General features: G+C 67.6%; 14 protein-coding genes. 5 read left to right on the top strand and 9 right to left on the bottom strand.

Going from position 1 to position 12,300, the window contains the following annotated elements:
- Positions 1 to 142: 142 nt before the first annotated feature.
- From KBY96_RS11075 to KBY96_RS11095, 5 genes are all read right to left on the bottom strand, one after another.
- On the bottom strand, positions 143 to 499 hold the full coding sequence (locus tag KBY96_RS11075) for a helix-turn-helix transcriptional regulator (protein WP_254979444.1): 357 nt from the start codon (positions 497 to 499) through the stop codon (positions 143 to 145).
- A gap of 61 nt (positions 500 to 560) precedes the next feature.
- Positions 561 to 722 carry a hypothetical protein gene (locus KBY96_RS11080; RefSeq protein WP_254979445.1) on the bottom strand — a complete coding sequence of 54 codons (162 nt, stop codon included), beginning with the start codon at positions 720 to 722 and terminating at the stop codon, positions 561 to 563.
- A 96-nt stretch (positions 723 to 818) separates the two neighbouring features.
- Complete coding sequence (locus KBY96_RS11085) at positions 819 to 1,220, bottom strand: hypothetical protein (RefSeq protein ID WP_254979446.1); 402 nt, start codon at positions 1,218 to 1,220, stop codon at positions 819 to 821.
- Between the two features lie 186 nt (positions 1,221 to 1,406).
- On the bottom strand, positions 1,407 to 2,396 hold the full coding sequence (gene cysK, locus KBY96_RS11090) for a cysteine synthase A (RefSeq protein ID WP_254979447.1): 990 nt from the start codon (positions 2,394 to 2,396) through the stop codon (positions 1,407 to 1,409).
- Positions 2,397 to 2,444: 48 nt separating this feature from the next.
- Entirely contained in the window at positions 2,445 to 2,708 is a 264-nt protein-coding gene (locus tag KBY96_RS11095; RefSeq protein ID WP_254979448.1) for a hypothetical protein, read from the bottom strand.
- Positions 2,709 to 2,980: 272 nt separating this feature from the next.
- Here KBY96_RS11095 and KBY96_RS11100 point away from each other — a divergent pair, with 272 nt between their 5' ends.
- Positions 2,981 to 3,901, top strand: a complete 921-nt coding sequence (locus KBY96_RS11100) for a phycobilisome rod-core linker polypeptide (protein ID WP_254979547.1) — start codon at positions 2,981 to 2,983, stop codon at positions 3,899 to 3,901.
- A 39-nt stretch (positions 3,902 to 3,940) separates the two neighbouring features.
- A complete protein-coding gene (locus KBY96_RS11105; RefSeq protein ID WP_254979450.1) occupies positions 3,941 to 4,165 on the top strand; it encodes an acetyltransferase in 225 nt (74 codons plus the stop codon).
- Positions 4,166 to 4,168: 3 nt separating this feature from the next.
- Here the strand turns inward: KBY96_RS11105 and KBY96_RS11110 are convergent, their stop codons facing one another.
- From KBY96_RS11110 to KBY96_RS11125, 4 genes are read right to left on the bottom strand one after another with little or no spacing between them, the layout of a single operon-like run.
- Positions 4,169 to 5,266 (bottom strand): cell wall metabolism sensor histidine kinase WalK, encoded by a 1,098-nt coding sequence (locus KBY96_RS11110; RefSeq protein WP_254979451.1) that lies wholly within the window; start codon positions 5,264 to 5,266, stop codon positions 4,169 to 4,171.
- Positions 5,259 to 5,951, bottom strand: a complete 693-nt coding sequence (locus KBY96_RS11115; RefSeq protein WP_254979548.1) for a response regulator transcription factor — start codon at positions 5,949 to 5,951, stop codon at positions 5,259 to 5,261. Before KBY96_RS11115 ends, KBY96_RS11110 begins: the two co-directional genes overlap by 8 nt.
- Before the next feature lie 43 nt (positions 5,952 to 5,994).
- Positions 5,995 to 6,672 (bottom strand): response regulator transcription factor, encoded by a 678-nt coding sequence (locus tag KBY96_RS11120; RefSeq protein WP_254979452.1) that lies wholly within the window; start codon positions 6,670 to 6,672, stop codon positions 5,995 to 5,997.
- Positions 6,669 to 7,307, bottom strand: coding sequence for a Crp/Fnr family transcriptional regulator (locus KBY96_RS11125; protein ID WP_254979453.1), 639 nt, complete (start codon positions 7,305 to 7,307; stop codon positions 6,669 to 6,671). Before KBY96_RS11125 ends, KBY96_RS11120 begins: the two co-directional genes overlap by 4 nt.
- Before the next feature lie 465 nt (positions 7,308 to 7,772).
- Between KBY96_RS11125 and KBY96_RS11130 the strand changes: the two genes are divergently transcribed.
- Genes KBY96_RS11130 through KBY96_RS11140 form a run of 3 tightly spaced genes read left to right on the top strand, consistent with a single transcriptional unit; the run spans position 7,773 to position 12,191 of the window.
- Entirely contained in the window at positions 7,773 to 9,302 is a 1,530-nt protein-coding gene (locus KBY96_RS11130; protein WP_254979454.1) for a SulP family inorganic anion transporter, read from the top strand.
- The gene (locus KBY96_RS11135) at positions 9,299 to 10,972 is read left to right on the top strand and encodes a SulP family inorganic anion transporter (RefSeq protein ID WP_254979455.1); all 1,674 of its coding nucleotides are present in this window, start codon (positions 9,299 to 9,301) and stop codon (positions 10,970 to 10,972) included. Before KBY96_RS11130 ends, KBY96_RS11135 begins: the two co-directional genes overlap by 4 nt.
- 4 nt (positions 10,973 to 10,976) lie before the next feature.
- Positions 10,977 to 12,191: a cation:proton antiporter gene (locus tag KBY96_RS11140; protein ID WP_254979456.1), complete on the top strand. Its 1,215-nt coding sequence runs from the start codon at positions 10,977 to 10,979 to the stop codon at positions 12,189 to 12,191.
- Positions 12,192 to 12,300: the final 109 nt, after the last annotated feature.

Consider the following 12,300-nt stretch of genomic DNA (forward strand, 5'->3'; position numbering starts at 1 on the left):
GCCAGGCGCAGGTCGCCCCGCGGCGGCAGCTGGGCCGCCGCTGAGCTCCGCCACCAGCCGGTGGCGATCAGTGCTGCCGTGCCGGCGCCGGCCAGTCCCAGAAAGCGCCGGCGGGGGATGGGCATGGGGGCAGGAGGGGAGGTCAGGCGGCCTGGAGCTGACGCAGCTGGGCTTCGAGGCGCTGCTTCAGGCGTGACTGCACAAGAGCGCAGAGATCGTGCACCAGCTCGTCGTCGGCCGCGTAGATCATGCGCACACCCTCACGCCGGCAGCTCACCAGGCCTGCGCGCTGCAGCTGGCCGAGCTGGCGGCTGATGTGCGACTGGGAAAAGCCGGTGGCCTCGATCAGGGAGGCCACATCAAGGGGGCCCTGCTTGAGGTGACAGAGGAGCTGCAGACGGGCTGGCTCGCTGAGCAGGCGGAAGAACTGGCTCAACTCCTCCAGCAGCTCGGGGCTGGGGTCTGGGCTCGGGTCTTGAGTGCTGGTGGGCGCGCCCATGGCGATGCGAGAACTGCACTATGACGGTTTACGCATTATGACCCATGGGCGCAGAACGGCTTCAGAGCACGCTCAGGGCGACCCCCAGGCCCACCACCAACGCCGCGATCACGGCGAAGGCCCAGGCGGCATGGGCTCGGGCATCAGCGGGGGTTTCACCGATCACGGCCGCCACTTCATCGGCGTAGAGGTTGTCGTGATTCTCCAGATCGTGGGTATGCATGGCGGGTCCTCCTGAGGGGGCGAGGTGCTGATTTCAACCTAGGCAGCCCATCGAGGGCTGCCCAGGTTGTCGCCATCAGGCTTCACGCCGGGCCGATCAATTGCCCTTGCGGCCCTTGCCCGAGCCGCCACCGCCCTGTCTGCCCATGGGCGCCGCGATGCCGTCGCGGGAGTAGATCTCTTCCATGGCCTTGCGATGCTTCTGGCGCTCGGCGTTGTTCTGCTGCCGCCCCTCCTCCATGCAGCTGCGCAGGGCGGCGGAGTCACCGGCGCCTTTGATGCAACGCTCGTTGCTCTGCAGAGACTGAATCCGCTCGCGCTGATGGCGCAGCAGCGCGGCCTTGCGCTCCGGGAAGATCTGGGCCTCCTGGGCGGGGGTGAGCTGCTGGCGGGCCGGGCTATCGGCCAGGCCTGGCAGAGCGGTGGTCCCAGCGAGTGCGGCGATGCTCAGGGCACCTGCCAGCAGGAGGCCGGGGCGGAATCGGGCTGGGGAAATCATGGCAACCATGGGGATACGGGGAGAGGGAGAGGGACATCACAGGGCAGGCGGTGCACCCCGCTGGGCCGGTGCTCTGCTGGCCCGTTGCTCCTGGGTGCAATCCTCCCCCCAGACTGCGGCTGGGATGTGACAGCTCAGCGCTGGGTTGTGACCGGATCTTTCCGGAACCGCTCAGCCCAGGACCGCTCAGCGCGGCACTGGTACCGGCGCCAGGCCACGCTCGTCGAAGACTCCTTCAAACAGCACGGAGCTGAGGTAGCGCTCGCCGGAATCGGGCAGCACCACCACGATCGTTTTGTCCGCGTACTCCGGCTCGGCGGCCAGGCGCAGGGCGGCCGTGGTGGCGGCCCCGCAGGAGATGCCGGCCAGGATGCCCTCCTCCTTCATCAGCCGGCGGGCCATGGCCACCGCCTCGGCGTCGCTCACGGTTTCCACCCGATCCACCAGATCGAGGTCGAGGTTGGCGGGCACGAAACCGGCACCGATGCCCTGGATCTTGTGGGGCCCGGGGCGCAGCTCCTCGCCGGCGCGGGTCTGGCTGATCACCGGGCTGTTGGCCGGCTCCACCGCCACCGATTCCAGGGGCTTGCCGAGGGTGTGCTTGATGTAACGGCTCACCCCGGTGATCGTGCCGCCGGTGCCCACGCCCGCCACCAGCACGTCGATCCGGCCCTCGGTGTCGGTCCAGATCTCAGGCCCGGTGGTGTCGTGGTGGATCTGGGGATTGGCGGGATTGGCGAACTGCTGCAGCAGCACGTAGCGGTCCGGGTCGGAGGTGGCCAGTTCCCGGGCGGCGCCGATGGCACCGGCCATGCCGAAACGCCCCTCGGTCAGCACCAGGCGGGCGCCGTAGGCGGTGAGCAGTTTGCGCCGCTCCAGGCTCATCGTTTCCGGCATCGTGAGCGTGAGCGGAATGCCCCGCGAAGCGGCCACGAAGGCGAGGGCAATCCCGGTGTTGCCGCTGGTGGGCTCGATCAACTCCTTTCCCGGCCCCAGCAGGCCGTCCTGCTCGGCGCGCCAGATCATGGCCGCGCCGATGCGGCACTTCACCGAATAGGCGGGATTGCGGCCCTCGATCTTGGCCAGCACCCGGGCCCCACAGCCTTCGGTCACCCGCTGGAGGCGCACCAGGGGGGTGCGGCCGATGCTGAGGCTGTTGTCGGCATAGATGGTCATCGCGGTGCGCCGGGCGTTGCTCCAGCCTAAGGACGCCGCCTGACGCGCTCAGGACTGGGCCGGCTCCCACTCGATCTTCACCACATCCACCGGCCCGCGGCCGCTCTGGTTGAGCTCCTGGGCCGCGCGCAGGGCCGCCTCATGGGTGTGGAACAGGAAGGCCTGCTCGGGACTGCTCACGTCACTGAGGTGTTCGTCGCTGCCCTGCAGGGCCAGGTAGGCGGAAGTGTCCAGCCGCTGGATGGCGTAGCGCTCCGCCTGGGTGCAATCCATCGGATGGGACGGGTCGATCTCCGGTGCCCAGAAATGCATGGTTGAGCTGTGGGTGTTGATCTGGAGGGTTGAAGGGGTGAGTGTTTCTACTGAATCTTCAGGCTGAATCGTCAGAAGTGACGTTGCTGAGCGCACCCGTGAACAAGTTAGCTGTGCTGCTTGCCTGCGCAGCTCCTTTACGCCTCTTCATGGAAAGCGAAACGTTCAATGAAACCTGGTTGGAGGCTTGCTGAGTTGGCCCTTAGCTTCGCCAGGCGGCCGGTTGGCCGCTCTCCCTGCCCGACCCCAAGCCCTCCACCCACCACACCCCACTGGCCCTGGTTAAAGCCCCCGTGCTCGGCATTGAGCGTTACGCCAACGATCGCGACAAGGAAAACTGGGCCCACGCCTCCAGTGAGGATCGCAACACCATCATCCGCGCTGTGTATCAGCAGGTGCTGGGCCATCAGTATCTGATGAAGAGTGAGCGGCTTGATGGGCTGGAGTCGTTGTTCCGCAACGGTGATCTGACCGTGCGGGAGTTCGTGCGCCAGGTGGCCAAGAGCGGGCTCTACAAAGAGCGCTTCTTCGAGAACTGCAATCCCTACCGCTTCATCGAGCTCAACTTCAAGCATCTGCTGGGCCGGGCGCCTCAGAACAAGGCCGAGATGCTCCACCACTTCACGATCCTGCAGGAGCAGGGCTATGATTCTGAAATCGATTCCTACCTCGACAGCGACGAGTATCAGGAGCGCTTCGGTCAGGATGTGGTGCCCTACATCCACGGTTGGGACTACTCCAAAGGTCATGAGGGCCGGCAGTTCTCCTGGCTGATGCAGCTGGCCCGCGGCGCCGCCGCGTCGGTGAAGGGGGATGCCCTGGGGGTGCAGTCGCGCCTCAACAAGGTGGTGCACACCAACCAGCCGATCGCCGTGAATCCACCCAGCTCCGGGCCGGCCTTCTTCCGCTCCGCCATCGGCACGGGCGTCTACGACGGGGAGCTGGGCACCAGCGTGGCGGTGTTCAACAGCGACCGCCGCGACCGGGTGGGCGGCCTGCCGGTGATGGCCGGCACCCGCAGCAGTGATGGCGCCAGTGGTCGTCTGGTGACCATTCTCGTCACCGGCGTGGCTGATAACACCTACGTGCGTTCGGCCGAAACCGTGATCCGAGTGCCCTTCACCCGCATGAATGAAGCCCTGCAACGGGTGGGTCGCATGGGCGGCCGCGTGGTGGAGGTGCGGGTGAGCTGAGATCCACACTGGAGGGAGAACTCCTCAGGAGGGGCTGCCATGTTTCTGAAAACCCGCCACGACGACGATTCCAGCCTGGTGGAGGTGCTCGACCTCAAGCAGTTGTTCGATCCCTTTGCCACAGAGGTGGAGGTGAGGATGCATGCCGGTGAGGAGCTGCAGGATCCCCAGGCCCTCACCAAGGCCAGCCTGTTCTTCCCCTCCGGGGAAGAACTCCCACGCTGCTGGCTGACCCCCACTACGCCGGCTGATCACGCCGGCTGATCGCTACATCCCGAGACCCTCGGTGGGCAACAGCAGATCCATCAGGGCTCCGCCCTCAGGGTGGTTGCTGGCCTGGATCCGTCCGCCGTGGGTCACGGCGATCTGTTGCACGATCGAGAGGCCCAGGCCGCTGCCCGTCCGCTGGCTGCGGGCCCGGGCCGGATCGCCCCGGTAGAAGCGCTCGAACATGTGCTCGAGATCGTCCCGGCTGAGGCCGGGACCGTGGTCGCGCACGCTCAGCTGACACCAGCCGCCCCGGCTGGAGAGCGCCACTTCCAGGGCGGCGCCGTCGGGGCTGTAGCGCAGGGCGTTGTCGATCAGGTTGAGCAGAGCCCGGTGCAGGCGTGAGGCGTCAGCCTGCACCGTGATCTCCCCGGGGTGCTGGATCTGCAGATGCACGCCGCGCTGCTCCGCCAGGGGCCGCAGGCCCGCCCACACCTCGTCCACCAGCTGGCCCAGCCCCACCGGCGCCAGCTTCAGGCCCCGCCCCGGCACCGTGTTCTCCAGCCGCGAGAGCTCCAGCAGATCGTTCACCAGCTCCTGCAGGCGCAGCAGTTCGCGCTGCAGCCGCTCCACCAGCCGGGCGTTCTGGTGGGTCACCTGGGCCGCCAGGCTGTCGCCCACCAGCAGCAGGGCGGTGAGCGGGGTCTTGAGCTCGTGGGCCACATCGCTCACCCAGCGCTCCTGTTGCTCCAGCTGGGCCTCCAGGGAGCGGCGGCTCTGGAGCTGCACGCCGATCCAGCCACCGAGGGCGGGCACCACCATCACGTCGAAGTCCTGGTGGTTGAACTGCCACTCCAGCCGCTGGGGCCGGTCGTGACGCCGGGCCATGGCCACGCAGCTGAGCAGGTTGGGGTCGGGGCAGAGGTCGGCCAGCTGCCGGCCCTTGAGGTGCCGGCCCGCCTTCAATCCCAGGATCCGCTCGGCCCTGGGGTTGAGATGGTGCAGCCCACCGCCCGGCTCCAGCAGCACCCAGCCCACCGGGGAGGAATCGATCCAGCAGAGCAGCTGAACGGCATCGGGGGATTCCCCGTCGCCGGGCTGCTCGGGCCGCTGCCAGAGGGCCCAGCGCCGCGGCGAGGGTTGGCGGAGGTCAGCCAAACCTGTAGCCGAAGCCGCGCACGGTGATCAGGTGCTGGGGCGCCGAGGGACTTGTCTCCAGCTTCTCCCGCAGCCAGCGGATGTGCACGTCCACGGTCTTGCTGTCGCCGAAGTAATCGGCCCCCCACACCTGCTCAAGCAGCTTGTCGCGGCTCCACACCCGTCGGGGATGCTGCATGAACAGCTCCAGCAGCCGGTATTCCTTGGGGGAGAGGTTCACCTCATAGCCGTCGCGGGTGACCCGGCACTCATCCTGAAAGAGCCGCAGGTTGGCGTGCTCCAGCACCTTGCTGGCGGCGGTGGGGTTGCTGGTGCGGCGCAGCAGCGCCCGGCAGCGGGCCACCAGTTCGCGCATGCCGAACGGCTTGATCAGGTAGTCGTCGGCCCCCACCTCCAGCCCCAGCACCCGATCGGTCTCGCTGTCCCGGGCGCTCACCACCAGGATCGGGGTGTGGTTCTCGGCCGCCCGCAGTTGCCGGCACACGTCGAGGCCGCCCAGCCCCGGCAGCATCAGATCGAGCACCACCAGGGAAAATCCCTCACCCTCCGGGGCGCGCTGGATCGACTGCAGGGCATCGCGGCCGTTGCCGCAGGCGGTGACCGTGAACCCCTCAAGCGCCAGGGCGTCGCTGATGGTCTCGCGGATCGTGTCGTCGTCTTCGACGACCAGCAGCCTGGGTTCCATCGCCCCATTCTGTCGCCTCAGCGACGCTCCCCAGAACAGCGGATCAGCCAAGGCGATACCCCCTGCCGCGCACAGTGCTGATCAGGCGGGGATTGCTGGGGTCGTTCTCGAGCTTGAGCCGCAGCCAGTGGATGTGCACGTCCACGGTCTTGGGATCGAGGGAGGGGCCCTCGAGCTCTCCCCACACCTGCACCAGCAGCTCCTCGCGGGGCCAGATGCGGCGCTGGTGCTCGAGCAGGAAGCGCAGCAGCCGGAATTCCCGTGGCGAGAGCCTGATCCGTTCGCCGCCGCAGCGCACCTCGTGTTCCTCCACCACCATCTCGATCGGGCCGCAGCGCAGCACGGTGCGACACGGCATGGCCAGCTGGCGGCGGCGCACGAGCGCCCGGCAGCGGGCCAGCAGCTCCGCCAGCCCGAACGGCTGGCGCAGCACGTCATCGGCACCGGCGTTGAGGGCCCGCTCCGGGTCCCGACTGCCGAGCAGCAGCAGGGGCACGGATCCGGCTGCGCCACGCAAGGCCTGCAGCTGATCGTCGTTCAGGTCGCTGCACACCACCACCAGATCGATCCAGACATCGGGGTCCTGCAGGGCGACCACGGCCTCCGCTTCAGTGCAGCACGTCAGTTCAAAACCACCCTCCTCGAGGGATGGGGCCAGGGAGGTGTCTGCAGGGGAGCTCGGATCAACCAGCAGCAGCCGCGCGGGCTGCTGCTGGCTCATCGGCGCTGCAGCGGCTGATGGGCGATCACCAGACGGCGCTGGGAATCGATGTGCAGCCAGCCCTCCTCGCGCAGGCCACCGAGCACCCGGGTGACCGTGACCCGGGTGGTGCTCAGAGCGCTGGCCAGTTCCTGGTGGGTGAGCTTCACGTTGAGCCGCAGCCCCTGCTCGCAGGGCTGGCCGTAGTCGTTGGCGAGCAATTCGAGGAAGCCACGCACCCGCTCCTCAATCCGGCGCAGGCCGAGGAGCGCCAGCATCGCCTCGCTCTGGCGGTAGCGGGCCGCCATGCCCTGCAGCAGGGCGATGGCCAGATCGGGAGAACCGGCCAGGTCTTCGCAGCTCAGGCAGAGCAGGTCGGTGTCATTCAACGTGCGGGCCTCATAGGCCTGCACGTTGCTGAGGGGTTCACCGAAGGGTTCGTTGGGCCCGGCCAGCCCGAGCAGCAGCTCATCGCCCTGCAGGGAGATGGCGCTCAGTTTCACCATCCCCCGGATCACCATCCACACGCTGCGCTTGAGCAGGGGCACACTGCTGCCGGCGTTGAGATGCACGAGGCTGCGCTTCTCGAAGCTGGCCTCCAGCAGATCGCGGAAGCTGTCCCGATAGGAGGCTTCCAGGGACGGTGTGAACACCATGACGATCTGGATCTGGATTTGCGCTCAACCTATGGGGGCTGACCGGGCACCAGGCAAAGGGCTGGTAGCGGACTGTTTAAGAGTTGGTTAGGCCCTGTTCCTGAAGGGCCGGGCAGCACTGCTACGCTCGCGCGCATGCACGTGACTCCACCCTGATCGCCTCCGGCACGTCGCACGAGACACGGCGCCGCTCCCGGCCTGTTTTCTGCATCGATAGCTTCCCGGCTTCGTCGCCGCGTCGCCCCTGCCCAGGCGTGTGGATCACCCCCGCACCATCCATCTGATCCCAGGTATCTGGATCGCTGAGGCGTTCACCTGGGGTCGTTGATCCCGGTTTGGCGGTTTCTGCGGCGTGCATTCCCCATCAGGCTGCAGTGCCGATGAGCTGGGTTGGGTGTCCGTTCTCGCCAACCCCTGCTTCTGATCCAACCGCCATTTCCATCTGTGTTTCAAGGCTTGCAACTGGTGCCCCGGCGCAGTGCGATTCCCGCTGAGCTGCTCGCGGGCATCGTGGTGGCCCTCGGCATCATCCCCGAGGCCATCGCCTTCTCGATCGTGGCTGGGGTGGACCCCCAGGTGGGGCTGTTCGGCTCGATCTGCATCCTGATCGTGGTCGCCCTTCTGGGTGGGAGGCCAGGCATGGTGTCGGCCTGCACAGCCGGTGTTGCCCTGCTGATGGGCGGCCTGGTGCAGTCCCATGGCCTCACCCATCTTCTCGCCGCCTGCATTCTCGCCGGCATCTTCCAGATCATCTGGGGCCTTCTGCGACTGGCCAAGCAGATGCGTTTCGTGCCCCGGGCGGTGACCGTGGGTTTCGTGAATTCGATCGGGGTGCTGATCTTCCAGGCCCAGCTCCCCCAGATGGGCTTCGGGCGCCTGGGCAGCGACACGCCATCGAAGCTGGTGGGAGTGGAGGCCGTGAGCTGGCCGATGGTGTGGGGCCTGGTGGCTCTGGGGCTGGTGATCATCTACGGCCTGCCCCGACTCACCAGGCTGGTGCCCGCCACCCTGGTGGCGATCGTGACGATCAGCGTGATCGCCGAGGTGTGGCAGTTGCCGGTGCCACGGGTGGGGGATCTCGGTGATCTGCCCAGCAGCCTGCCGGTGTTTGAGATCCCCTCCGTATTCGGCTCCTTCGACACCCTCGGCATCATCCTGCCCACGGCCCTGGCGATTTCCCTGGTGGGGCTGCTGCAGTCGTTCCTCACCGCCAACGTGGTGGAAGACCTCGTGGATGAGGATGCCGACTACGAGGCCGAGGCTCGGGCCCAGGGCATCGCCAACATCACCGCCGGCCTGTTCGGCGGCATGGCCGGTGCCGGGATGATCGGCCAGACGGTGATCAACATCGAATCCGGCGGTCGCCACCGTCTCTCCACCCTCACCGCCGGGGTGGGACTGCTGATCCTGGTGATCTCCCTGAGCGGCTGGCTGGCTCGCATTCCCATGGCGGCCCTGGTGGCGGTGATGATCATGGTGTCGATCAGTACCGTGAACTGGGATTCGTTCCTCAAGGTGCGCAAGATTCCCAAGAGCGATACCTCGGTGATGCTGCTCACGCTGCTGCTGGCCGTGCTCACCCGCAACCTGGCAATCGCCGTGTTGGTGGGGGTGGCTCTGGCAGGCATTCTGTTCAGCCGCAAGGTGGCCAAGGTGATTTCGGTGGATGCCACCTGGCTTGATGATCACTACCTTTATTACACCGTTCGTGGCCAGCTTTTCTTTGTGAGCACGGTGTATTTTCTGGCTGGCTTCAAGAAGCACGTTCATCCCGCTCGCGTCACCATCGACATGGCCAATGCCCATGTCTGGGACCAGACGGGCATGCGTGCCCTTGATCAGGTGATCCGCAAACTATCGCGGGCCGGCTCCAGCGTGGAGGTGTTGAACCTCAATCGGGAATGCCGGGATCTGTTCGATCGCATCAGCGAAACACCTGAGTTCGTGCTCGGCGCCCGCTGTGCGGTTCCCGCCTCCTCAGAGGTTCAGGCGTGACGTTCCTCATCTCCCTGCGGCCCGCCACGCTGTTCAGCAACTGGAAGGGCGACCTCACCGGCGGCTTTACGGCCGCCGTTGTTGCTCTGCCCCTGGCCCTGGCCTTCGGCGTGGCCTCCGGGGCTGGTGCCATCGCCGGCCTCTATGGGGCCGTCACCCTCGGTTTCTTCGCGGCTCTGTTCGGGGGCACCCCCAGCCAGGTGAGCGGTCCCACAGGGCCGATGACCGTGATCATGACGGCCGTGGTGACCCTGCTGGTGGGGCGTTACGGCCCCGAGGGGGGGCTGGCGATGGCCTTCACCGTGGTGGTGCTGGCCGGTGGCTTTCAGGTGCTGTTCGGCCTGATGAAGCTGGGCCAGTACATCACGATGATGCCCTACACGGTGATCTCCGGCTTCATGAGCGGGATCGGCGTGATCATCATCGTGCTGCAGATCCCCACCCTGTTCGGGGTGACCCTGAGCGGGCCGATTCCCACGATCGTGGCCGGGATTCCTGGGGCGTTCGCCCAGCTCAATCCCACCGCACTGGCCCTGGGGGTTGCCACTTTCGCCCTGGTGATGCTCTATCCCAGGCGCTGGAACACGGTGCTGCCGGCGCCCCTGGTGGCCCTTGTGCTGGTCACGGTGGTCTCCGTGGTGGTGATACCCGAGGACGCCATTCCGCGCCTGGGCGCCATGCCCGCCGGTCTGCCCAGGCTGGTGATCCCGCGCCTGGGCCTGTCCGACCTGCGCACCCTGGCCGGTTTCGCCCTCACCCTGGCGGTGCTGGGGGCGATCGATTCGCTGCTCACCTCCCTGGTGGCCGACAACATCACCCGCACCCACCATGATTCCGACAGGGAACTGATCGGTCAGGGCATCGGCAACATCGCCGCCGGTCTGGTGGGTGGTCTGCCGGGTGCGGGCGCCACCATGCGCACCGTCACCAACGTGCAGGCGGGGGGGCGCACCCCCCTGTCCGGCATGATCCATGCCCTGGTGCTGCTGGTGATCACGCTTGGGGCGGGTCCCCTGGCCAGCCCGATCCCCCAGGCGGTGCTGGCCGGCATCCTGCTGCGGGTGGGGCTGGACATCATCGACTGGAACTTCATCTTCCGGGCGCCGCTGCTGTCGTGGAAGACCACGGGCCTGATGTGGCTGGTGCTGATCCTCACGGTGTTCTGGGATCTGGTCACCGCCGTGGTGGTGGGGGTGTTTCTGGCCAACATCCTCACGATCAAGCGCCAGAACGACCTGCAGCAGGAGCAGATGCGGCGGCTGCAGGGCGCGGCCGATCTGGCCGCGGCCGGCCACGACCTCAGCCCTGAGGAGCGCCAGCTGCTGCGCCGCTGCGGCAAGCAGGTGCTGGTGCTGGAGCTGTCGGGCCCGCTGAGTTTCGGTGCCGGCAAGTTCCTGTCCCAGCAACTCACCAGCGTGGATGACTTCCACACCCTGGTGCTCGATCTCAGCGCGGTGCCCCTGCTGGGGGTCACGGCCGCCCTGGCGATCGAGACGATCTGCTTCGACTGCCGCGACCAGCAGCGCCAGGTGATCATCGTGACCGATCGCAGCCAGCCCGTGGAGCGCCTCAACCGCCTCGGAGTGGACCGGATCCGGGGCGTGGCCTTCATGGTGGATCGGCTCTCAGCCCTGCAGGCCTGCTCCAGCCAGCTCGCCAAGGCCGCCTGAAGTCATGGGCTGGTTCGGCCTGGCGGAGCTGCTGATCCTGGCCTTGCTGGCCGACGGCCTGTTCCGGCGGCTGGGGGTGCCGGGCCTGATCGGCATGCTGCTGGTGGGGGTGGCGCTGGGCCAGTCGGGCCTGGGCCTGCTCGACCCCCGGCTGCTGGCCCTCAGCGCCGAGCTGCGCCAGATGGCCCTGGTGGTGATCCTGCTGCGGGTGGGCTTCGGGCTCAACCTCGGCACCCTCAGGACGGTGGGCCGGCGGGTGCTGCTGCTGGCCTGGATCCCGGCCACCTGTGAGGGCCTGATGATCACCCTGGTGGCCCAGCCGCTGCTGGGGCTGAGCCTGCTGGAAGCGGCTCTGCTGGGCAGCGTGATCGCGGCGGTGTCGCCGGCTGTGGTGGTGCCGCTGATTCTGCGCCTGATTGAGGAAAGGCGCGGCACCGAGCGGGCCATTCCCCAGATGGTGATGGCCGCCGCCTCCCTCGACGACGTGCTGGTGATCGTGGTGAACGGCGTGCTGCTGGGGCTGCTGGTGCAGCAGGGGGTGGGGGTGCCTGCAGCGCTGATCCGGCTGCCGGTGGGGCTGGCCCTGGGGGCCGCCGCCGGCGCCGGTCTGGGCTGGCTGCTGATCCGCTGGATCGCCCGCTTCCGGCCCCAGGCCAACCGCCAGGTGCTGCTGATCCTGGCCCTGTCGCTGTTGCTGCTGCGCCTGCAGGAGCGCATCAACGGCCTGGTGCCGTTCACCGGCCTGGTGGCGGCGATCGCCCTGGGGGTGGTGATCCTGGAGCTGCGCGACGACCTGGCCCATCCGATCGCCGCCAAGCTGGCCTCGATCTGGGTGTTCGCCGAGCTGGTGCTGTTCACCCTGGTGGGGGCCCAGCTGAACGTGGCGGTGGCCTGGCGCAGCGGCCTGGCGGGGCTGGCGGTGCTGGCCATCGGCCTGCTGGCGCGCTCGATCGGCACCCTGCTCTGCCTGGCCCGCAGCGACTTCACCCCCGGCGAGCGCCTGTTCGTGACCGTGGCCTACCTCCCCAAGGCCACCGTGCAGGCGGCCATCGGCGCCGTGCCGCTGATGACAATGCAGGCCGCCGCTCTGCCCACCGGCCCCGGTGAGATCATCCTGGCGGTGGCGGTGCTGAGCATCGTGACCACCGCGCCGCTGGGGGCCTGGCTGAGTGCCGCCCTCGCACCGCGGGTGCTGCGGCTGGAGAACGGGGCCGGATGATGCATGGTCCATGCTCCGGCAGACTGTTCCTCCAGTGAATCCTGGGTAGGGTGAGGTTCAACGCGAGAAGAATTGGAATGAACCCACAGGGTGAGACGGGCAGCTGGAT

It is taken from the genome of Cyanobium sp. ATX 6A2 (assembly GCF_024346355.1).
GTDB lineage: Bacteria > Cyanobacteriota > Cyanobacteriia > PCC-6307 > Cyanobiaceae > NIES-981.